General features: G+C 58.9%; 24 protein-coding genes. 10 read left to right on the top strand and 14 right to left on the bottom strand.

What is annotated here, in order from left to right; translation table 11 throughout:
• From ACRAWE_RS06255 to ACRAWE_RS06195, 13 genes are all read right to left on the bottom strand, one after another.
• On the bottom strand, positions 1 to 212 hold a 212-nt coding region (locus ACRAWE_RS06255; protein ID WP_432525120.1), incomplete at its 3' end, for a hypothetical protein.
• 48 nt (positions 213 to 260) lie between these two features.
• Positions 261 to 1,550: a P22 phage major capsid protein family protein gene (locus tag ACRAWE_RS06250; RefSeq protein ID WP_432525119.1), complete on the bottom strand. Its 1,290-nt coding sequence runs from the start codon at positions 1,548 to 1,550 to the stop codon at positions 261 to 263.
• Positions 1,550 to 2,461 (bottom strand): scaffolding protein, encoded by a 912-nt coding sequence (locus ACRAWE_RS06245; protein WP_432525118.1) that lies wholly within the window; start codon positions 2,459 to 2,461, stop codon positions 1,550 to 1,552. Before ACRAWE_RS06245 ends, ACRAWE_RS06250 begins: the two co-directional genes overlap by 1 nt.
• 14 nt (positions 2,462 to 2,475) lie before the next feature.
• Positions 2,476 to 4,653, bottom strand: coding sequence for a portal protein (locus ACRAWE_RS06240; RefSeq protein WP_432525569.1), 2,178 nt, complete (start codon positions 4,651 to 4,653; stop codon positions 2,476 to 2,478).
• 3 nt (positions 4,654 to 4,656) lie between these two features.
• Entirely contained in the window at positions 4,657 to 6,162 is a 1,506-nt protein-coding gene (locus ACRAWE_RS06235) for a terminase large subunit domain-containing protein (protein ID WP_432525117.1), read from the bottom strand.
• Positions 6,143 to 6,700 (bottom strand): terminase small subunit, encoded by a 558-nt coding sequence (locus ACRAWE_RS06230; RefSeq protein ID WP_374930231.1) that lies wholly within the window; start codon positions 6,698 to 6,700, stop codon positions 6,143 to 6,145. The genes ACRAWE_RS06235 and ACRAWE_RS06230 overlap by 20 nt, the downstream gene beginning before the upstream one ends.
• A gap of 62 nt (positions 6,701 to 6,762) precedes the next feature.
• A complete protein-coding gene (locus ACRAWE_RS06225) occupies positions 6,763 to 7,023 on the bottom strand; it encodes a hypothetical protein (RefSeq protein WP_432525116.1) in 261 nt (86 codons plus the stop codon).
• Between the two features lie 34 nt (positions 7,024 to 7,057).
• On the bottom strand, positions 7,058 to 7,504 hold the full coding sequence (locus tag ACRAWE_RS06220; RefSeq protein WP_432525115.1) for a lysis protein: 447 nt from the start codon (positions 7,502 to 7,504) through the stop codon (positions 7,058 to 7,060).
• Positions 7,501 to 8,112, bottom strand: coding sequence for a glycoside hydrolase family 19 protein (locus ACRAWE_RS06215; protein WP_432525114.1), 612 nt, complete (start codon positions 8,110 to 8,112; stop codon positions 7,501 to 7,503). Before ACRAWE_RS06215 ends, ACRAWE_RS06220 begins: the two co-directional genes overlap by 4 nt.
• A gap of 5 nt (positions 8,113 to 8,117) precedes the next feature.
• Positions 8,118 to 8,462, bottom strand: a complete 345-nt coding sequence (locus ACRAWE_RS06210) for a phage holin, lambda family (RefSeq protein ID WP_432525568.1) — start codon at positions 8,460 to 8,462, stop codon at positions 8,118 to 8,120.
• Positions 8,463 to 9,057: 595 nt separating this feature from the next.
• Entirely contained in the window at positions 9,058 to 9,429 is a 372-nt protein-coding gene (locus ACRAWE_RS06205) for an antiterminator Q family protein (RefSeq protein WP_432525113.1), read from the bottom strand.
• Between the two features lie 307 nt (positions 9,430 to 9,736).
• Positions 9,737 to 11,905: a VapE domain-containing protein gene (locus ACRAWE_RS06200; RefSeq protein WP_432525112.1), complete on the bottom strand. Its 2,169-nt coding sequence runs from the start codon at positions 11,903 to 11,905 to the stop codon at positions 9,737 to 9,739.
• Positions 11,906 to 11,908: 3 nt separating this feature from the next.
• Positions 11,909 to 12,121: a helix-turn-helix domain-containing protein gene (locus ACRAWE_RS06195; RefSeq protein WP_197816738.1), complete on the bottom strand. Its 213-nt coding sequence runs from the start codon at positions 12,119 to 12,121 to the stop codon at positions 11,909 to 11,911.
• A gap of 113 nt (positions 12,122 to 12,234) precedes the next feature.
• Between ACRAWE_RS06195 and ACRAWE_RS06190 the strand changes: the two genes are divergently transcribed.
• The 10 genes from ACRAWE_RS06190 (at position 12,235) to ACRAWE_RS06145 (ending at position 21,385) form a co-directional block, all read left to right on the top strand.
• On the top strand, positions 12,235 to 12,867 hold the full coding sequence (locus ACRAWE_RS06190) for a LexA family protein (RefSeq protein WP_432525111.1): 633 nt from the start codon (positions 12,235 to 12,237) through the stop codon (positions 12,865 to 12,867).
• Positions 12,868 to 13,375: 508 nt separating this feature from the next.
• Complete coding sequence (locus tag ACRAWE_RS06185; RefSeq protein ID WP_432525110.1) at positions 13,376 to 13,558, top strand: hypothetical protein; 183 nt, start codon at positions 13,376 to 13,378, stop codon at positions 13,556 to 13,558.
• Between the two features lie 106 nt (positions 13,559 to 13,664).
• Positions 13,665 to 14,207: an HNH endonuclease signature motif containing protein gene (locus ACRAWE_RS06180; protein ID WP_432525109.1), complete on the top strand. Its 543-nt coding sequence runs from the start codon at positions 13,665 to 13,667 to the stop codon at positions 14,205 to 14,207.
• Positions 14,208 to 14,341: 134 nt separating this feature from the next.
• Entirely contained in the window at positions 14,342 to 15,292 is a 951-nt protein-coding gene (locus ACRAWE_RS06175; protein ID WP_432525108.1) for a DUF7666 domain-containing protein, read from the top strand.
• Positions 15,293 to 15,295: 3 nt separating this feature from the next.
• Complete coding sequence (locus ACRAWE_RS06170; RefSeq protein WP_432525107.1) at positions 15,296 to 16,204, top strand: hypothetical protein; 909 nt, start codon at positions 15,296 to 15,298, stop codon at positions 16,202 to 16,204.
• A gap of 3 nt (positions 16,205 to 16,207) precedes the next feature.
• Positions 16,208 to 17,521 carry a DUF2800 domain-containing protein gene (locus tag ACRAWE_RS06165; protein WP_432525106.1) on the top strand — a complete coding sequence of 438 codons (1,314 nt, stop codon included), beginning with the start codon at positions 16,208 to 16,210 and terminating at the stop codon, positions 17,519 to 17,521.
• A gap of 12 nt (positions 17,522 to 17,533) precedes the next feature.
• Positions 17,534 to 18,082: a DUF2815 family protein gene (locus tag ACRAWE_RS06160; protein ID WP_049208575.1), complete on the top strand. Its 549-nt coding sequence runs from the start codon at positions 17,534 to 17,536 to the stop codon at positions 18,080 to 18,082.
• 44 nt (positions 18,083 to 18,126) lie between these two features.
• Complete coding sequence (locus tag ACRAWE_RS06155; RefSeq protein WP_432525105.1) at positions 18,127 to 18,327, top strand: hypothetical protein; 201 nt, start codon at positions 18,127 to 18,129, stop codon at positions 18,325 to 18,327.
• Positions 18,324 to 19,193, top strand: a complete 870-nt coding sequence (locus ACRAWE_RS06150) for an SPFH domain-containing protein (RefSeq protein WP_046687203.1) — start codon at positions 18,324 to 18,326, stop codon at positions 19,191 to 19,193. The genes ACRAWE_RS06155 and ACRAWE_RS06150 overlap by 4 nt, the downstream gene beginning before the upstream one ends.
• A gap of 83 nt (positions 19,194 to 19,276) precedes the next feature.
• Positions 19,277 to 21,385, top strand: a complete 2,109-nt coding sequence (locus ACRAWE_RS06145) for a DNA polymerase I (RefSeq protein WP_432525104.1) — start codon at positions 19,277 to 19,279, stop codon at positions 21,383 to 21,385.
• On the opposite strand, the gene ACRAWE_RS06140 is transcribed toward ACRAWE_RS06145, so the two are convergent.
• Positions 21,382 to 21,744 (bottom strand): hypothetical protein, encoded by a 363-nt coding sequence (locus ACRAWE_RS06140; protein WP_432525103.1) that lies wholly within the window; start codon positions 21,742 to 21,744, stop codon positions 21,382 to 21,384. The two genes, ACRAWE_RS06145 and ACRAWE_RS06140, sit on opposite strands and share 4 nt — an antisense overlap.
• Positions 21,745 to 21,751: the final 7 nt, after the last annotated feature.

Genomic DNA, 21,751 nt, shown 5'->3' with positions numbered 1-21,751 from the left:
GGCTCTGGCTCTGGCTCTGGCTCTGGCTCTGGCTCTGGCTCTGGCTCTGGCTCTGGCTCTGGCTCTGGCTCTGGCTCAAACAATTTTGACGGGTGGTCCAGCCAGCCTTCAGCCAGGTGGGCTTCCAGTTCGTCGGCCTCGATCACTTTTACATGGGCTTTCAGCCCCCACACCAGCGTGTCGCCGCCGCGTTTGTAAATCATCTGGGACATGGTCAATCCTCAACAAAGAAAAAGGGGCCGAAGCCCCTTTCCAGTTGGTTAAGCGGTCTGGTTGGCCAGGCCGACGCCGATCGCTTCCGGACGTACCGCACATGCGGAGTACCAAAGTGCGATACGGCACTTGCCAGTCAGGGTCGAGATATCGCCCTGCGTCGCGAAGATGCCGTTAATGCCAACGCCTGGGATGGCGAACGACTGAGTTTTCATGCCCGCGAACAGTTCGTGGTTCGCCGGGATCGGTTGCGATACCAAACGGATGGAGTCATCCGCCCAGAACACGTTCGTTTCCGCGGTTTTCACGTTCAGGACATTCACCGCCATCGTGTCCACCAAAGAGGTATTGACGTTCGCGTAGGCGCGCTCAGCAGCCGTCAACGACGTGTCGTCCAATGCCACTGGCTTCGGTGCGATCGTCACGTTGGCGCCATTCACCGCAACAACGGTGAAGGTTGCGTCGTGAGTCAGCACGTTTTTAGCCATCTGCGACAGGTATTTCACCCCTGCGAATGAAATCTTGTCGCCGCGTTTCAGGCCAGTACCAGCGGACAGCTTCACAACAGCAATACGGTTATCGACGTTCTCCTTGTTGCCGTCGGCATCAAGGTGCCACGCTTCCGGCTTGAACTTCTGCGCACCGGAAACTGTCAGGCCGGTGGCGGCAGACGCTGCCAAGGTCGGCATTTTCGGGGAGCGCAGCACGTCATCGAAGCCCGCCACCTGGCGCTGAATGGTGCCGTTTTTGTAGGCGTCTTCAGGGATGCGGCCGAACATGTCGCGGTTAGTAAGATCGTGGCCTGCGTTTTTATAGTCCTTGCTGTTGAAGAAGTAGGACAAGCCCGCGTCGCGATTCAGTTCGCGTGCAAACATGAACTCTTCAGCGTCGGCGACAAAGTCCCAGCCGCTGCCCGCGGCAGTGCCGATCGGCTGTGGACTGGTTACCACCAGGGAGCCCATGTCGACGGCCTGCTGCGCAATTGCCTTCTCGACGTTATTCGCCAGTTTTTTAGCCGATGCGTTGATGCGGTGACGATAGGAGCGCTCGTCGCGCAAATCGTCAGCACGCAGCTGGAAGAAGTCGTTGTCCGGCGCGCCCATGTTGCACTTCACGGACAGCTCCAGAACATCGGTTGCTTTGCCCGTCAAATCCCAGCCCTCCTGGGTGGGGGCTTCTTGCTCTACCGGCAACCAGAACGTGTTACCGGAGCGCTGCATCGGCGGCGCCGGCGGTGTGTACTCTTTGGTTTTCTGCGCCATCGGCGTCAGGTTTTGTACGGTCTTGATTACTTCGTCCACCGCGTAGGTGACCATTTGGCCTTCGTTCAGAGACATTATTGGATTCCTTCAAGTTGCTGTTTCAGCTTGCGATAAGTGTCCACGTCGCCTTTGCTGGCGGCGGCGTCGATCTGTTTTTGCAACGCAGCGCGATTCGTGGCGGCGGCCTGGCCATGCACAGGCTCGTCAACCGCGGGGGCGCCGGAGATTTGCTTACCGCGTGGTTTGAGAGTTAAACGGTCTGACAGGCGAGTCAGCTCGATGATGGCCTGCGTTTGCGGCAGGCTCAGGATGTCGCGCGCCTTCTCTGGGTTTGCGCCCAGGTGGTAGAAAATCGCTGCGGACTTCTCAGGGAACAACGCCATGATCTCCGCATCGATGCCCGGAGCGAGCATCGAGCGGAAAGCGTCCTCTTTCGCCTGATAATCCGGCAGGTTGAGTTTTTCGGCCGCGTCGTAGTGTTTACGGGCTGCATCCACATAAACGGCTGACTGCTGCGTGAACGCCTGAGTTTTCTTGCCCTGTTCGGCTACGGCATTACTGCGGGCGTCCTGCGCCTTCATCAGCCACTCGGTATTAGCGGCGTTGAAAGCGGCCAGCGCTCGGCTCTGGTCGTAGTCGTATTTGGCAAGGCCGTCGTCGGACAGATACTGGTTAATGTCCGGCTGCACCGGCAGCTCAGGCGCCACGCGCAGGTCATCCGGCAGTTCGCCACGGCTCACCGCTTCCATCTGCTGCTCAAGCTCGCGTTGACGCTTGCGCTCGATGCGTTTGGCGGCGAAATGGGCGTTTGTCGCCGGATCCTGCTTAGGTTTGGTCTCATCGTCGTTCAGGACAATATCGAAGCCGCTCTCCTGGCCTTCGCTGCCGTTGGCATTATCGATCAGCTGGCCTTCAACAGGTGCCGCCTGCTGAGTGCTAGACAGGGTTTGGCCTTCAGTTGCCTGAATTTCGGTGGTATCGGTCATGATTTAATCTCTCGCTATTGAGGAATCTCGGCTGCTCCGCCGGAGGGTTGATTTGCTTGCCGCAATAGATTGGTTAAATCCATGCGGCGGGAATGGAGTTGGCCTTGCCCTTTTAGGACAAGCTCAGCGTCAGCGCGGGCACTGTCGCCCTGCTTCGTCTGGAAGTCGCCGAGCAGTTTCAGCGCGGCGATTACATCGTTTTTCTTGGTGCTGTCGGCGGAAGCCAAAATCTCAACCACGCGCGCGGCCGAAACCTGCGCATCTGTTTGCGCTTTGAACGCATCGACCTGGATTTTCGCCTGGTCGTTCTGCGCTCTCTGCAGGTCTGCCTGCCCCTGCAGCAGCACACCCTGCGCCTGCACCATCGCGGCGTCCGGCTGGCCTTGTTGCTGTTGAGCCTGCATCACTGCCTGCTGCTCTTCTTCAGTCTCTGGCTGTTTCAGCCCCATCAGCACCAGCTGCTTATTGGCATACTCGCGCATGATCTCGACGCCCTTGCCATCCAGCAGCGTGAAGTACTGGAGGAGCAGCATCTGGAACTCAGGCGTGCCCTGCGGTACTTTGCCAAGCAGGCCGAGGATTTCCGCCCTATTCTGCGATTTCATGCTCTGGAACGACGGCCCGGTGTCGGTGTAGGTTTCATACCGGCCGCGGATGTCGTTCAGCGTGACCACCTCACCGGTCTGGTAGTCCACAACCTGCGTCAGCAGCTGCACGTCCTTTTCGCTGCCGTCCGGGAGCGTCATCAGCACCGTGCGCGGCACGTCGTAGAGGTCATTGACCATAGCGGCATAAACCTCACCGTCGCGGCGCATCGCCGTCGCGAGGTTGTCCTGGAACACGTAGGTTTCCAGATCGGCGCGCATGTTCAACTGGTTGACCGTGTCAAAGGCCACGTTACCGCCGGCGGCCTCAGTATCAACGCCGAGCGTCGCTACCTCTTTCACTGCGTTGGTCGCCGCCTCAAGCATGTAGGCGTTGGCCTGCGGCACCTCCGGGTTGTCCATGTAGCCGAGAGGCTGCGGCGGGATATCGCCGCCGTTCTCATCGGTGCGGTTCAGCAGGTAGTAAGGGAAATCATCCTGCCCGCTGTACATGTACTCGTACCCGGCGATCTGCTCCGGCCAGAAGAACGGTTTTTTCTTCGGCGTCCGCGCGACAATATCGGCGTTGAACGACATGATCATGTTGCGCAGGCGCTGGCCGTCTTTTGTCAGCCGGACGACGCCCTCGTAGACCTCTTTGTCGCCCGCAAATCCCCACTCCCCGTAAACAGGGATGATCGGCAGATGTTCACCAGCGATCAGCTCGCGGTCCTTCAAAATGCATGAGGAGGTGATCACGGTTTTGTATACGCGGCGACGCTTCACTTTGCGTTCTGCAATTTTCCGCAGGCCGCGCTCGGCGAGGTCGTCGATCACATTCGCGATATCGCGCTTGAAGTAGCTCACCGGTTCGCCTGTCAGCGGATCTTGATAGATGAACGCGATTTCCTTCTTTTCCTCGACCTCGTAATATTCGCCGACGTAAAACACATCCTTGGTCAGCCACGGGAAAAGCCATGTCTGGTCAGGATTCTGGAAATCAGGAATATCATCGGGGTCGAAACCGTTCTCATTGGCGTAGCTCTTCCAGCCGTCCATGCTCATGGCGTTGATAACCGTCACGTGCTTGGCGTCGCTCTTATCCATCTGCTTGGCGTTGCTGTCCCAAATGACGTGCGAGGACGCCTCGTGGATCGGTAGCCGGCGGATAATCTGGTTATTGCTGGTCGGGTCCTGGTCTTCGTAATCGGTGACCAGGCGCCAGGCACCGACGCCCGCCTCGATCTGTTCGCGCACGGCCACGTTAACGGCAATTTTTGCCGTGTTGTGGCGCATGTCAGTGCGATACATGCCCATCAGCACGTCTGCCGCGTTCGGGTCGGCGTTGTCTTTCGGGCGGTAAAGCACATCGATCGGGTTCTGGCGCATTTCTGCAACCAGCTTGCGCACTACCGGGCGGACAACGTCGAATTGCCCGCGGTATTGCAGCGTTGTGTATTGGCTCAGCCAGTCATCCCACTGCGACACTCGCGAAAAATACAGGTCGTTGGTCGCTTCGGTTCTGGCTTCGTCGCTTGACATCCAATCCCGATCGAATATCGTCAGGATGGTTTGCAGCCTGTCCTGCTGCTTGTCGTTGTCAGCCATCATCTACCTCGTGGGACGTTGGATCGGCCGAATTGGCGCTGGGATTTTTTTCTCTTTGGGTGTTCTGATATCGCGCATCATCCGCGCGAATCGACGCATCATGTAGGCGTAGCGCACGGCGTCAATGACATCGTCGTTTGTCTTCGAGATCTTGCCGTTCTCGTCCCTGTGGTAGAGCCGAAATTCTTCAAAGAAAGGCTCGCAGGTGTTGAACACCCGGAAGCGTCCTTCCAGCATGAGATCTCGAAGCTCTGTGAGCCCTGATTCGACAGAGTTACCGCCCTCAGCGAAGGTTGCATGTTCCTTCAGCATAAGGAAGCCTGCGTCGGCATACTGCGTTTTAAGCTGCGCCCCGCCGCCTTTTTCATGCTGATGCCCATCGTGCGGCCACGCCACAGGAATGCGAGAGGACCACGCTTTAACGGCGCTCCAGGCTTCCGTCGCCGTCTTCTCGCTTTTCTTCCAGACGCGCGCCAGATAGAACACGTCCTCGTCTTTGTCCCACCACAGCTGCACGTGCGCCTGCGGGTGATCCCAGCCAAAGTCCTGCCCGTTGATGACGTAGAAATGCCCAGGGCATTCAAACGGCTGGCACTTGATAGTTTCTTCGGGGATCTGGAAGATTCGCCCGCTGCCCATCGTCGGGATGCCCTTGGCGCGCGCTTCACGCTCGTGCTCCGGGTACGATTCGATGATCCGCTCGCGCTCGGCGTCGGTGTAGTGCTCGGCGTCGTGAATGGTCATCGTGACCACTTTCTGCGCCTTGCTTGGGTTCTTGATGAATTTCTCAACGACCTGCGACATGCCCATCAGCGGGGTGAATGTCAGCAGCGAGAACTGCCCGTATTTGTTGGTACGGGTCAGGCCTTCGGAGTAAATCGCATACGGCGGCTCTTCATCGAACCAGACGCCGTGCACCGTGTCACCCTGCCAGCGCTGCCGCCCTTGCGAGTACGGTTTGAAGTAGCAGATAGACATGCCATCTTCGACGCCGTTCGGCGCGTGGTGGCGTACCAGCAGGTGGTCGACAAGGTTCGGGTAGAACGGCGATTTTTTCCAGCTGATGATGTCTTCTTTCGGGAGCAGACCGTAGCCTGGCTCGTCGTTCTCTTCAATGCGCCCACAGAGTATGCGCTGGGTGGTTTTGGTAACGGTTTCGTTGGTCTCGCCACCTACCCAGAACACCACCGGCTCGTTGAACCGGCGGCCTTGCCAGTTGCCGGCGTAGGCGCCGTCCTCGGGGTAACCCGTAGTACCCGGATAGCGCCCGGTGAGATGGAACGACACCTCGGCGCCACCGGTGAAGGATTTGCCCAGCTGGTTGCCGGCCATGAAACAGCGCTCGGTGTAGTCGCCGCCAGCGTCCAAAAACTCGCGCTGCTTAGCGTACGGGCTGTACTCGTAGAGCAGATGCGTGCGGCGATACTCGTCTTCCTCTTCCAACAATGCGAGCAGTTCGGCCTGCTCCTCGTCGGTCAGGTCGTCGATGTCAATCGCTGCGTCTACCACGGCTTAGCAACTCCTTAATGCGCGACTGGCGCACCTCGCGATTAGCCGGCGGGGTGACGTCTTCAGTCTCGATCTTGTCTTTGAAGGCCTGCACGCTGATGTGTTTGCCAATCAGCTCAAGGTTTTTCACCTTGTCAGGCCATTTGATTTTCTTCAGGAAACCGACCATTTCACGGTCTTCACCGCGGCCCTCGAACATTTCGGCCAAGTCGAAGCCGCTGAGGTAGCGGCGCCAAGCCGCCGGCCAGTCAACGATCGGCTTGATGCTGCCGTCGTTGTTGAATATGTCCGCCGCGTCCATCTGGTCGATCTCCACCAGGCGCAGCAGCACGTAATTGGCATCGATGCCCAGCTGCGAAATGCGTTCGCGCTTCAGCTCGTCGATGCGTGCGAGGACTTCTGGCTCTTTCAGCAGGCGCGGGCCGATATTGCAGGCCGAACGGGCGCTATACCCCGCCCGCTCAGCCGCCGGTGCTGCTTTCAGATCGATGATGTATTCGCGGCAAAAAAGCTCTTTTTTGTCCTTGAGTTTTGCCACTTTGGGTTACCTCTTTTTTCGTCATTATCGAAGCCCCTCAGCGAAGGGCTTCTGTAATGCGCTTAGCAGGCCATCGGTTGCAGCGAACTGCCGCACTGTACCGGTGTGCGATAGCGCCACGTTGCCAGAGTCGCGCCGCTTGCCCCCATCAGGTAGGCCACATCGCCGCCCGCGCTAGTCAACCCTTCGCCAAGCGTCACCGAGTTACTCAGGTTGTCATAGCCCTGAAAGGTGATCGTGTTGCTGGCCTGATGGAAGATAGGATCCTGCGCAGCGTGGATAACTTCGTTGCCATTGGCGGTAATAATTTTCAAAGTGAACATGGTTTCTTCTCCTGGGTCTTCTGGTGGTGTACCGCTACGGCGCTAAACACACGTTGCGGATGTAGTCCTGCAGGCCAGCTATTTGGCTGCGGGCGGTTTCGATTCGCTCTCTGAGACGGAAATAATCCCGCTCAGCGGCGTCAGTAAGTCGGGGGCCCGTTGCATCAGCCACGCCGGCGGCGCCGGTGGTTGGGCACGTGGCGGCGAGCTGCAGCTTGCGAGCGCCAGCGTCAACAGCGCGCTGCAGAACATCGATTTGATTCTTGGCATCGTTCAGTTCCTGGGTGCGGTGTTCGTCGATGGCAGCCACGGCGCGCTGTGTGCCGTTCTGCCAATCGAGCTGGCCAGACAGCTGGCTGTTGGCCGTTTGCAATTTGTCGCGTTCGTGGCGCAGCGCCTGATTGCTATATGCGAAATACGCCAGCAGGCTGAGCACCACTGCCACGATAGCGGCCTGCCAATGCGGTAGCGGCCATTTCATGCGAGCACCGCAATAGCGCGGCTATAGCGCGCTGTGCGCTGGTCGAGAGCATGCAAAGCCGGGTTAATGCGCCGGGTGGCTTCGCGGACATCGGCTGCCACCTGGTTGATGTTGCGCGATTGCCAATACCAGCCCGCCGAGCGCGCGGCGTTCACATCGACCGTCAGCAGATCGGGATTGGCGACCAGGTCGAGGCCCAGCGCTTTGCCGCATGCTTTGTGGTTGTCGAGGAAGGTGATCTGGATCAGGCCGTGGCCGCGGAATTTCCAGCCGTCGCCCGGTAGCTTGTTGCCGTAGCGCCCCTGGTAAACCAGATTGGCGATCGCCTCCTGCCGCGCCGGGTGGTCCGCTGTTCGGCCGAGCATCGCGGCCTGGTCACGGCTGATGCGGTTACCGAACGTTGTCAGCAGCGCCGCCGGCGTGTAGTTGAACGACTCGGCCAGACGGGTGAAGCCCTGCGACTCGTGGCCGGTCTGGGCGATGAACATCGCCTGCTGCACCGGTGTTGTAATGCCGAACTCGGCCATAGCAGCGGTGATCGGCTTGAACCAGCGCGCGGCCAGTTCTGCGCTGATGCCAGCCGCCTGTTGGAATTGGTCTTGAGTCATGGTGATTACGCCTGCGGTTTGTTGTTGTCGTCGCTGACGCCGAAACGCTGATTCAGAACGCGGATCAGAACGCCGCGCACCTTCTCAACGCCGATGAAGCCAATGGCGCCGCCCAGGGCGATAGTCGCCGCCGGCGGTAAGCCGATAAGCCCCATGCATGACGCCGCTGTCAAAGTCAGCGCGCCGCAGAGCGCGCCTTCAAGCAGCATCTGGCGCCAGCCGCCGCCGGTATAGGCAACGCGCAGAATGGTGATCGTGATCGACATAAGCACACCCCCGATAGGCGTTTCTCCGCGCCACCAGGACTGCAGCAGCTCGATCCAGTCGGGCCAGCTGTGAGGGTTGTTCATTTTCATGCCCCTCCCCCTGCCGGCGCGCGGCCAGCTCGGCGGGTTCCAGAAACGAAAAAGCCCCGGCGGGTAGCCAGGGCTGTGAATGGGTTGGTGGCAAGCAACGGAATCGAACCGTCAAGCGTGAGCCCCAATTTGCACACGCCACGCCTTGTGAACCTGCCAATATTTTCAATGCGGAGCGCCATCCACCAAGGTAACCCGACACCAACCCCTACGTTGCTTCGGGACACGAAGTTATTCGGATGGCGCTCGGCATTGAAAATTATCGATTTCGGGGCCTATTTAACATAATGAACCTTACGCGCACCGCCGTAACAGCACTCACCGCGCGATCGGGTCGAGCTGCGTGTTTTGTGCAATCTTCTGGGCAATACGGCGGAAAACGGACTGCATAAACCGTGCATAAAACAGGGTGCATTTTGCATAGCCGATTTTATGGCTGAAACGGCTATTTTGAGAGGTTTTCTGGTTGTGGGCGCCAGAAACGACAAGGCCCCGCCGAAGCGAGGCCGTGTTTCACGAGGTCGGTGTGCATATACAACTCTTGCACGTTATCTGTATAGCATAGTTTTCTGTGTACACAAAGAAAATCTTATTCGCACACTTCCAGATCCATATCCAGCGGCGTGCCCAGCATCGCCATGCACCCTTCCAGAAACGCCTCAGTCGAATACAGCGAGCGCCGCACTGCGTTGAGGTCCCTGTTTAGCGCCTCCGCTATCTGGCGCAGCGGCAGCCCGCCGATGTAGCGCAGGCCCAGGATCAGCACGTCTTCCCTGTCGCGCAGCTTCTTGAAGCGACTGACGCAGCCGTCGATCATCAGCCCGTCGTCATCGCTGCACGATTTGCCGCCCCCTGCCATCGGAAGGCGCGCTGGCGTGACGGACATCGCCGGCCAGTCCACCGATGTGCATTTTTCCTCGCTGATTGCCCAGCGGCCCCACCGCTCTAAAACTTCTTGCATATTTCTGCGCATTCGTTGTGACCTCATCAAACTTAATCTTTTTTGCAACTTCGCCCGCCGCGCTGTGCCGGTTGTTGTGGCAACGCGCCGCGAACCGCTATTTGTTCGTTGTAACTTGCGAAAAATTACAAATTCACCGCCTAGACCACCTATGACCACCTAGACAGCTGTTTTAGATCCTTTTCCTTAAAACGACTTATATATATAAATGGGGTTCTTAGTTAAAAAGTGGTCTAGGTGGTCTAGGTGGTCTTTATTTCGTGCAATCAGTAAGTTGCAATTAGACCACCTCCCTCCTGTAGGTGGTCTAGGTGGTACTAGCCGCTGCCCACACTCGTTGCTGTTTACCTTCGATTAGTCGCCGCACGCGGGAGTAGCCGCAATTTTGCAAAACATTACTTATTCGCATTTCTTCGCGTTTCCCAATGCTGCGCGGGTCCAGCCCGATGGCGTCCCGCAAAACGTCAGCAGCGCGTAAAAATTCGCGTGTTCGCGGGACTTCGTCGGTCAGGTTGTCGGGAGCATCGAGCCAGTTCTCGACGATTTCGAGCCACGCGTCCTTAATCGTGTGCTGCTCGTGTTCACCCGCCGCCAGCACCTCGGCGTCGTGGAACTGGACACCGCCAAGGCGTTTAAACGTCTCCCGCGCCTCCGCCCACAGCTGCAGGACGTCGTTTTTAAGCTGCTCGACCAGCACCCTACCGACGCGCAGCGGCAGCCACCGGCGGTTCCCGGTGTCGTCCGCGAGGAACTCGTCCTGGTTGGTGGTGCCGATGAACACCAGCCGGCGCGGGAACTGCGTGGCGAACTCCCGGTATTTGGGGATCCAGTTCTCGTGCGTGCGGGTGATAAAGGCCTTGATGGACTCCAGCTCCTTGGTGTGCAGGCCGCGCAGCTCGCCAATCTCCGCCACCAGGCGCCCGCGCATCTTGCGCGCCAGGTCGTCGTCTTTCTCGGCGAACGAGATTTCTGTGAAGAACGACGGATCCGGCGACAGCGCCGCCACGCCGGTGGACTTCCCGCAACCCTGCGGACCGACGAGGATCGGCACCATGTCCGCCTTGCAGCCGGGGTCCAGTACACGACCGGCGAGCGCCGTCCACGTATAGAGCGACACCGCGCGGCAGTATGCCGAGGGCTCAACGCCAAAATAGTGCTGGAAGAAACTGTCGATGCGCGGCACGCCGTCCCATTTGAGCGACTCGAGCCAGGTCATGGCGCTGTCGAACGGCTGTTCGTCGGCCGCCAGCATGACAACGTCGCGTATCAGCTCCTTGCCCACGGCCTCGAAGCTGCGGCGCTCCAGAGTGATGCGCAGGCGCGAATAATCGGCGTCGGCGAATGGCTGCCACTGGTCGCTGTTCTCGGGCGCGAACATGATTTCGTCGCGGAACTGGTCAAAGCGGATCTGCACGCCGCAGAAATCCGGGCGCATTACGGCCTTGGCGGCGTTGTCGATGGTGGCCTTGATCTGCCCCGTCTTCTCGTTGCGAATGAACGCCGGCAGCGGCGGCTTTTCCGTCGGCGCAACGGGTATCACGTCGAAGTCGTTGTCGCGGATGCCGATCGCGTTGAGGAAGTCGCCGTCGTTGCGGTGCGCGCAGCTGGCGTGCAGGCAGCGGAAATGCCCCTGCTCAAAGCCGCCGGTGCCCGCAGGGAAATAAGCGGTTGCGGTGTTGTCGGCGCTCTCGGTGCTGTGGCCGTCCTCGAACGGGCAGCGGATGTAACGCTCACCGCCGGCGCCCCAGTCGAGTGTCCAGTCGTTGGCGTCGAGGTAGTCGGCCGTCTCGTCCGTGGCACCAGCGTCGCGCGCGCTGCGGTCGCGCAGCCGCCCTTCTTTCTCGACGACGGTCTCGCCAACGCCAAACACGGTCTCCAGCATGCACCACACAGCCTCGAAATCGTCGGCGCCCAGCACGGGGAGCTCGTCTGGCAGACCGCCGTCCCACTCATAGCGGGCGCCGCTCGGGTGCGTGCCCAGCGCAACGAACTGCTGACCGGTGGCCAGGAACTCGATGTTGCCGGCTTCGGTGCGCAGGATGCGTTTCGACATCTGGCCTTCGAGCTGGAACGCCAGCAGGAATTTCGGGCTGTTGGCGCGCATGCGCTTGGGCAGCGGGCCGATCATGGTGGTGACCGCGCTGAGAATGGCATCGGCGACAACCGGGTCGGACACGTCCACATCCAGCGCGCGGACCGTACGCGTCTGCAGCAGGATGCCGTAATCGGGTTGCTTCGCCCAGCGGCCGACGTCGTCATCGGTGCTGGTGCGCGCGGTCCAGTCCTTCAGGCCGGCAACCATGCCCTGCCCGTTGTAATGGCTCGGCGTCTTGCCGGTAGTCTTGAGTTTGCTGGTCGGCGAGATCGGCGCATCAGGGCGCGACACAACCGGCAGCAGATCGGGGGTAAGCCCCAGCACGAACGAAAAGTGGAACCAATCATCCGGCGCAGCGCCCCATATTTGTTGTTTTGGCATGGGCTACGCCTTATCGTTCGGGTTGTCGCCGTTCACCAACCATGATGCGCTGCACTCCAGCGCCTGAGCCATTTCCAGCAGATAACGAGGACGTGCGATGATGCCGCTCTCGATTCGGTTAATTGCCTGCTGGCTAACCCCAGAGAGCTCCGCGAGCTTTGTCTGGGTCATTTTCAATTCGATTCTTCTCTGCTTGATCCTGGATGCCAAGTTCATAAAACACCTCCTACAATTTTAGTGGTATTTAACAACCCCTAATGATGTTTGTCAAACACAACAAAAATTGTATTTAATGTTGTGGCACACATCACACAACAGGGAGCATCACAATGTCCTTCGCAGCACGCTTTAAAGCTCGTCGCCTCGAATTAGGTAAAACCCAAACACAAATCGCAGAGGAAGCGGGGGTAAGCCAGCAATCAATCGAGTCGATCGAGAGCGGACGCACGAAGAAGTCACGTAACTTAGTTCAACTTGCGCGCGTGCTGGGTTGTAGTCCTGAATGGCTGCTTAACGGGGAGGACATTGTCCCTCTCGCCGATATCAACGTCCGCAAGGTTCCGATCTTAAGCTACATCCAGGCCGGCGCCTTAACCGAGGCGAGCCCAATCAGTCAGTTCGACGGAGACATGGAATATCTAATTACAGAACTAGACCTTTCAACTGCGGCATTCGCATTGCGGATCCGTGGTGACTCTATGGAGCCAGAGTTTAAGGAAGGTGATTTGGTGGTTATCGACCCGGAAGTGCAGCCCTATCCTGGTGAGTTTGTAGTAGCCAAGAACGGGAGCCACGAGGCCACCTTTAAAAAGTATCGCCCTCTGGGTATTGGCCCTGCCGGCCACACGAGCTTTGAATTGGTCCCTCTAAACCCAGACCATGCCACTCTACGGACGACCGAAACGCCGCTTACAATAGTGGGCACTATGGTTGAGCATCGCATCTACCGCCGTAAGAGATAAGCGCCCAAACTGCCAACACCACACCAAAGCCCCGTTCGGGGCTTTTTTATTGCTCTCAAATCCTACCCGTAAAAATTTACACATTTAATTGTATTTAATAATCAAACAGTTGTAATTTTTACCACAAAAAATACCACATATGTTGTTTACATAAAACAATCTAGATAGTAAATTTCAACCACAGTCGAACGGCGCGACTTTAAACCATGCGTCGGAACCGCGGCGGGGCAAGGAGCCGGCAATGCGGGGCAAAGTGAACTTATCAAGCGTCCTGCGGGGCGCAGGTTGTTTTCGGGATGCTGAGGCGGGGAACTTACCCGCCGGGAGTAACGGAGCGCCCTCAACGCGAAAGCGTGGAAGAGACGGAGGGCCGCGGGCAATAAGGCTGCCTGAACGCGCGACGTTGCCGCTGGGCAAAACCCCGACATGCCGGTTATATCGTCGGGGCTGAATCTCCCCCTGCCGCCTCAGCATCACCAAAACCAACCCGATACAGGATCACCACACAATGAAACCCCTACATTTCACCCATTCAGGCGTTAGCGGCTGCGCTGAAGTGTCTGGCGCCACCGTGTTCGTGCGCTACGCCGGCGCCGGTTTCCACCTGTCGGCCGCCAAAGACGGCCTGCGCAAAAAGATCATGGCCGAGCTGGCAAAAGCCGGCCTGCTGCCGAAAACAATCCGATCCTGAATCATCCATTGCTGTGTGTAGTCTTTGCCCCGCTCGCCGGGGCTTTTTTCTATCTGAAAGCCGATCGCCGCCGGTCGGTTCCCTGATAGCAAAAGGAGCCTACCAAATGATCGAATATTTTAACCAGGCGTTTGAATACTCTGACGGAATATTAATCTGGAAGAATCGCCCCCTTAGCCATTTTAAAAACGAAAGAGGTTGGCGAATATTTAACAGTTCCTACGCAGGGAAGCCCGCTGGGTGCCTATCGAACACTGGCTACGTGTTTATTTCCGTGAATAACAAAAATCACTTAGCCCACCGAATTATATGGGCCATGCATCACGGTAAAATACCAAAAGGGTTGTGGGTAGACCATATAAACCATATTAGGCATGACAACAGAATTGCCAACCTGCGATTAGTCAATGCCTCAGACAATCAGAAAAATACTTCTCGCCGTACTGCCAGCAAGAGCGGAACAACTGGCGTTCATTGGGATGCCCGTTGCAAAAAGTGGTGTGCGTCAATTACCGCCCGCGGCGAAAGGCGTTTTCTAGGCCGCTTCGAAAACAAAAAGGCGGCCATAGCCGCAAGAAAAGAAGCCGAAAACACCCTCAAGTTTCACCCAAATCACGGGAGCCCTCCCCGAAATGCACAAACAAGTTAACGAGCTGGTTCGCCAGCAACACCGTCACCGTGTGACTGGTGCGGATTTTCACACCCCGAAAACGCGCGGCCTGTTGTACCCGCTGGTTTTGCTGTGCGTTGCCTTTTTCATCCTCCATTTAGCGAGATAGCAGAATGCAAATCACTACCTATAAGGGTTTCAAGCAAGACCTCACCTGCCGCGGCTTTCAGTTTGAGATGGGCAAAACGTTCGAGCACAAAGGCAAAGTAGAAGCCTGCTCCGGTGGCTTCCACTCCTGCGAGTACCCTCTCGACTGCTTCAGCTACTACCCGCCAGCGGAAAGTCGCTACGCCGAAACCATCGCCTCCGGCAAGGTCAGTCGGGAGGATGGCGGCGACAGCAAGATCGCCAGCGCCACAATCACGATTAAAGCGGAAATTTACATGCACCAAATGGTGACCCGCGCGATTGAGTGGATCTGGAGCAAGGTTGACAGGTCGTTAGAACAAACCAACACCGGCGACCGCTCGGCGGCCAGCAACACCGGCTACCGCTCGGCGGCCAGCAACACCGGCAACCGCTCGGCGGCCAGCAACACCGGCTACCAGTCGGCGGCCAGCAACACCGGCTACCAGTCGGCGGCCAGCAACACCGGCTACCAGTCGGCGGCCAGCAACACCGGCGACCGCTCGGCGGCCAGCAACACCGGCAACCGCTCGGCGGCCAGCAACACCGGCAACCGCTCGGCGGCCAGCAACACCGGCTACCAGTCGGCGGCCAGCAACACCGGCGACTACTCGGCGGCCAGCAACACCGGCGACCGCTCGGCGGCCAGCAACACCGGCTACCGCTCGGCGGCCAGCAACACCGGCAACCGCTCGGCGGCCAGCAACACCGGCTACCAGTCGGCGGCCGAGGTAAGCGGATCTCACTCCGTCGCCGCCGCCTTCGGCATCGAAGGTAAAGCCCGTGCATCCGAAAAAAGCGCGCTTGTTCTCTGCTATCGCAACGACGAAGGCGAGCTGATCCACATCCGTGCCAGCAAGGTGGGCGAAAACGGCATCAAGCCAAACACCTGGTACACCCTGAACGAAAACGGCCAGTTTGAAGAAATTGAGGAGTAATCAATGAGCCTAGAATCAAATCTCGAGTTAAACAACAAGCTGGTCGCAGAACAGAACGGCCTGCTAACCAAACTGCTGGCGGCGCTTGCCGGCGGCAAAACCTTCACCGCAGACACCCCGCACCAGCCAAAAGCTGAAACTCCTGTCGATAAAAAAGACAGCGCGGGGCCGTTCTATCTGCGCCGCACCGCCGACGGCGCGTTAAATCAGGTGGGCACCGAGTCGGCACGCGACAGCATGCTCTCCGATGGTTATGTCGAAATCGGCAAGGCGCAGTTCCAGCAGTTGAAGGAAGAAGCCGAAAAAACACAGGTCAAGCCAGTCTCCCTGGAAGAACAGCCTCTGCCGGTGGCTGTGGCGCTGGCTGTGCTCTATGGCGACAAAGGTGCAAGCTCCCTTACACCTGAAATGATGGCAGGTACTGTCGACATCGTCGAAACCACAGACGGCAAGAAACGTAACGAGCAGATCGACGCGCTGACGATGGCGCTGAAAGGCGTTGAACGCGCGACCAAGCTGCACGGCGCCGGCGTGTTCGACCTCGCACTGCAGATGGTTGAGCATTGGGACGCGCTGCCGGGCATCACCGAGCGCCGCGCCTATGCCGACCTGCTGCTGGACACCCCGAAAGAGAAGCGCGCCGACGTGAAGCCTGCCAAGCCGAAGGCATCGGCCAAAGGCAAAAACACCGCGACGGTAACCACTACCGCCGGGGCCGAAGCGCCGGACGCTGCCGCGCTGCTGGATAAAGGCAAACAGCTAATCATCCAGAAAATTGCACCGAAGGCGCCGGCGGACCTGCGCAAAACGCTGGATCTGTTCGGCCTGAAAAAACTCACCGACTGTCCGGAAGAAAAACTGCCAGACGTTGTGGCGGCGCTGGAGCAGCTGGCCGAATCCCTGGAGGCGTGATCCATGCCTGAGCAACATGCACGACTCAGCCCCTCAGGGGCTGAAAAATGGATGAACTGCGCCGGTAGCCTGGCGATGGAAGCCGGACTGGTTGACGAAGGTTCCGAGTTCGCGCTGGAGGGCACCGCGGCGCACGCGCTGGCGGAGATCGTCCTGCGCAACCGGCTGGACCCGACGCTGGCAGGCATTGAGCTGCAGGGCGGCCAGAACGCCACCGACTACATCGGCACCTACCCACTGGCGAAAGGTGAAGGCAGTGCCGGGCCTCAGGTCACTGACGACATGGCCGAGTTCGTGCAGCGCTATGTCGACACGGTCTGGGCGCTGGCAGACGGCAACAGTCTGCTGGTTGAACAGCGCGTCGACTTCTCCGATGTGGTCGGCGTACCGGAGCAATTCGGCACCGCCGACGCCGTCATCATCACCCCTACCGAGCTGCAGGTGCACGATCTGAAGTTCGGCCGTGGCGTGAAGGTGGACGCGGTGAACAATAAGCAGCTGCAGCTATACGCCCTCGGCGCGCTGGAGCAGTTCGGCATGCTGCAGGACTTCGAAACAGTCCGCATGTTCATTCACCAGCCGCGGATCGGCAACGAATCAGAATGGGCGATCGGCGTCGATGAACTGCGCGCATTCGGCGAACTGGCACGCGAGGCCGCCGCCGCCGCCATCGTCACGGCGAACATTGCCGAGTGCGAAGGCATCGACACGCTGCCGGCCGACGTATTCAACCCGGGCGAAAAACAATGCCGCTGGTGCAAAGCGGCCGGCGGCCTCTGCAAAGCCGAAGCGCAGCACCACCTCGACACGATGGCGGGCGACTTCGTCGACCTCACCCTGCCGCTGGCGCCGCAGCTGGCCAACGCTGGGCAGCGCATCTCGGTGCTGACACCTGAAGAATTGGCCGCACTCTACCAAAACGTGGACGCGATCGAAGGCTTCTGCAAAGGGCTGCGCGGGCGCGTCAACAGTGAACTGGCCGCTGGGCACGCTGTGCCGGGGTTCAAACTGGTGGAAGGCAAGCAAGGTAACCGCGCCTGGAGTGATGAAGAGGCCGCGCGCATGCTGCTGAAAGAGACCTTCCGCTACAAGAACGAGGAAGTGTTCGACTTCAAGCTGATCAGCCCAACCAAGGCCGAGAAGCTGATCAAGAAGGAGAAGCCGCGCCGCTGGACGAAGGTTGAAGCCCTGATCACCCGCGCCGATGGCAAGCCCGCCGTCGCCCCCGAATCCGATCCGCGCCCTGCGCTGGTCATCAATCACGAAAACGACTTTGAAAACGTGGACGCCGTCGAGGCAGCCGCGGAATTTATCTGAGGAGAACACCCTATGAAAGTGAAATTGAACAACGTCCGCCTGGCCTTCCCTGCTCTGTTCGAACCAAAGGCCGTTAACGGCGAGGGTGATCCGCGCTTCTCCGCCGCATTCATCTTCGACCCTAAACACCCTGCAGTGGCCGAGATCGAGAAGGCAATCGAAGCAGTGGCGAAGGAAAAATGGGGTGCCAAGGCCGAAGGCGTGCTGAAAACGTTGCGCTCTACCCTGAAAGTCTGCCTGCACGACGGCGACGAAAAAGCCGAATACGAAGGCTATCCGGGTAACAAGTTTGTCTCCGCATCTAACAAAGCGCGGCCGCGCGTGGTAGACCGTGACAACTCCATCCTGGTGCAGGCCGACGGCCGCCCTTACGCCGGCTGCTATGTCAACGCAGTGATCGACATCTGGGCACAGGACAACAACTTCGGCAAACGCATCAACGCCTCCCTGGGCGGTGTGCAGTTCCTGCGTGATGGCGACGCCTTTGCGGGCGGCGGTGTCGCCAGCGAAGACGACTTCGACAACATCGAAGAAGGCACCGACGCGGGCGAGTTCGTTTAACCCTTCACTCCCCCGGCCGCGCGCCGGGGGCGGAGTTCTCCCGAATGCGAATTTATTTATCGATGTTGCTGATCGTGGCAATGGCCGCGGCCGTCTACGGCTTCGCTGTGCCATCGCTGATTTCGGCGCGCTTCTCTTTTGCGGTGCTGCTCGGTTTCGCGATCGGCGCCCTGTTCCCCGCTGTGGTCGCCTTTGTGGCCTACCGGCTTTTGTACCTCCCCATCACAAGGAAATTTAAGCGATGAAGAAAATCATTATGGCTGCAGTGCTGGCGTTGTCCGCCCTGGCGCTCACCGGCTGCGAGCGCGCCACTGTGCCGGCAGGCTATGTCGGCGTGAAGGTTGACCTGTATGGCGACACCAAAGGCGTACAGCAGCAGGAAGTGGGCGTCGGCAAATATTGGCTGACCTGGAACGAGGAAATTTACCAGTTCCCGACCTTCAACCAGCTGCATGTCTACGATCAGCCGTTCAACTTCCAGACAAAAGACTCGATGAGCGTGTCGGCAAAAGTCGGCGTCGAGTATTACGTCGACCAGAGCAAGGTCTCGAAAGTGTTCCAGACCTACCGCAAGGGGGTTGAGGAGATCACCAGCGTAAACATCCGGCAGAACATCGCCGATGCGCTGATCAAAGACTCCGGCACGATGGACATCGGCACTCTGGCGGGCGAAGGCCGCACGCAGCTGCTGGACAACGTGACCAAAGCCGTTAAGGCCAAGCTCGACCCGATCGGCATCATCATCGTGAAGCTGAGCTGGACCGACGATCTGAAATACCCGCAACAGGTCACCGACTCCATCAACGCCAAGATTGAAGCCACGCAGAAAACGCTGCTGCGCGAAAACGAGATCGCCCAGACCAAAGCCGAAGCGCAGAAAACCATTGAGGCGGCGCGCGGCGAAGCGGAATCCAATGTGCTGCGTGCCAAGGCCGAATCCGAAGCGATCACCGTGAAGGCCAAGGCAGAAGCCGACGCCATCGCGCTGCGCGCCGAGGCGCTTCGCAAAAACCCCGAAGTGCTGCAGCTGGAAGCGATCGGCAAATGGAACGGCGAACTGCCGCAGTACATGACCAGCGGCGCCAGCGCGCCATTCATCCAAGTTAAATAACCCCTCCACCCGGCCCCGCGCCGGGTGTTTTGGAGAACGGGCGAACGCCTGCTGCCCAAAGCATAGAAAAGAGGCACCTACCCATGCAAAAACTCTGGCTCGACCTCGAAACCTTCTGCGAAACCCCGATTAAGAACGGCACCCATGCCTATGCGGAAGACGTCGAGATCATGCTGTTCGCCTGGGCAATCGATGACGGCCCTGTAAGCGTGCACGATTTCACCGAAGACCAGCACCTGCCGGCGCAATTGCTCGCTGCGCTCGGCGACGAGAACGTGCTGATCTACGCGCACAACAGCCATTTCGACCGCACCATGTTGCGCCACGCGCTGCAGCGCTTGCTCCCTGGAGTCGTTGCGGGCGGCGTTGAGCGCTGGCGCGATACGATGGTAAAAGCGCTGGCGCACGGCCTCCCCGGCGCGCTGGGTGCGCTGTGCGAAGTGCTCAACGTCGACACCGATAAGGCCAAAGATAAGGCCGGCAAGCAGCTGATCCAGCTGTTTTGCAAGCCACGGCCGAAGAACAGCAAGCTGCGCCGCGCAACGGCCAAATCGCACCCGGTGGAGTGGCAGCGCTTCGTTGAGTACGCCGGCCTCGATATCCACGCCATGCGCGCCGTCGACGCCAAACTGCCGAGCTGGAACTATCAGGGCGCCGAGCTGGCGCTGTGGCACCGCGATCAGAAGATCAACGACCGCGGCGTATGCGTCGACGTCGAACTTGCCGAAGCGGCGATCGCCGCCGTTGGCGATGAACAGCAGCGCCTGGCCGAGCTGACGCAAGCCATGACTGACGGCGAAGTTCAGGCGGCGACGCAGCGTGACGCCATGCTCCGCCATATTCTCGAAGCTTTCGGCGTCGACCTGCCGGACATGCAAAAAAGTACGCTCGAGCGGCGCATCAACGACCCCGATCTGCCCGCGCCGCTGCGCGAACTGCTGACCATCCGACTGGCGGCCTGCACAACCAGCACCAGCAAGTACAAAGCGCTGATGAAGGGCGTCAGCAGTGACGGCCGGCTGCGCGGCACGTTGCAGTTCTGTGGCGCCAGCCGTACCGGGCGCTGGGCTGGGCGACTATTTCAGCCCCAAAACCTCCCACGCCCAACGCTGGATCAGGAACAAATCGATCAGGGCATCGAGGCGCTGAAACTCGGCGTCGCCGATCTGGTGTTCGACAACATTATGGAATTGACCAGCTCCGCGCTACGCGGCTGCATCATGGCGCCGCCGGGTAAAAAGCTGGTCGTCAGCGACCTGTCGAACATCGAAGGCCGGTTTCTGGCGTGGCTGGCCGGCGAGGAGTGGAAGCTGCAGGCGTTCCGCGATTACGACAACATCATCGGCACCGACGAGAACGGCGAGCCAATACGTGCAGGCCACGACCTCTACAAACTGGCCTACGCCCGCGCGTTCAATATGACACCCGAGGACGTTGATAAGGCAATGCGCCAGATCGGCAAGGTGATGGAACTGGGGCTGGGATTCGGCGGCGGCGTGGCGGCATTCGTGACGTTCGCCCTGGTCTACGGGCTCGACCTTGAAGATCTGGCCGACGCCGCACTGCCGAACATCCCGATCGCCATACAGCGAGAGGCACAGAGTTGGTGGCAGGCGTCGGTTAAGCAGAAAAAAACCTATGGCCTGTCCGAGCGCGTGTTCATCACCTGCGATTCACTGAAGCGTCTGTGGCGCAACGCGCACCCCGAAACAGTCAGTCTGTGGTCAGAACTGGAGAATGCCGTGCGTCGTGCCATAGCGCAGCCTGGCAAGCAGTTCAACTGCCGGCGGCTGAAGGTACGCAAAGACGGCTCTTGGCTGCGCATCGCCCTACCGTCCGGTCGCGTCGTCTGCTACCCCGGCGCGGCGATCGTCAAAGGCGATATCACTTACATGGGCGTGAATCCTTATTCGCGCAAATGGCAACGCCTAAAAACCTATGGCGGAAAACTGGTGGAAAACGTCACCCAGGCCGGCGCGCGAGATGTACTGGCCGGCAATATGCCGGCTATCGAGGCGCGAGGCTACGAGATCGTGCTGACCGTGCACGATGAAGTGATCACCGAGGCGCCGGACAAGGATTTCTACTTCCACGACCAGCTAAGCCGGCTGCTCGCTACTAACCCCGCATGGGCGCCAGACCTACCGCTAAACGCCGGCGGGTTCGAGGCCTATCACTATCGGAAGGATTAATCTGCCAATCCCGCGGCAGCGCGTCTGCGATCAGTATGCTTTTTATTGGTTTCAGCGTATTCAATAACTTCTCGCTGGACTTTGGCGAGAGCTTCCGCGGTGATATCTCCGCTTTCAATTAGCGGTATCAACTTCGCATAACGGAACAAATAAAGCTCTGGTGGCTGCACATCACCACCTTTAGCAAGCGCTATCTTGGTGTGCGTTTCCCATTCCAAGATAGCCATTTTCATAGCGGTTTCACTTAGACGTCTTTTAGTCTCTGCGGAGCGCTGCAAATTACTATTAATCAGAGTAAAAATTCCCGCCACAGCGGCGGAAATCACTGCGCTTGTAGCTGCCACACTGATCCAACCCATTTAACCC

It is taken from the genome of Serratia sp. BFP-2025 (genome assembly GCF_050880365.1).
GTDB lineage: Bacteria > Pseudomonadota > Gammaproteobacteria > Enterobacterales > Enterobacteriaceae > Serratia > Serratia surfactantfaciens.
The sequence above is the reverse complement of the archived record's forward strand: the minus strand, read 5'-3'. Positions and strand labels throughout refer to the sequence as shown.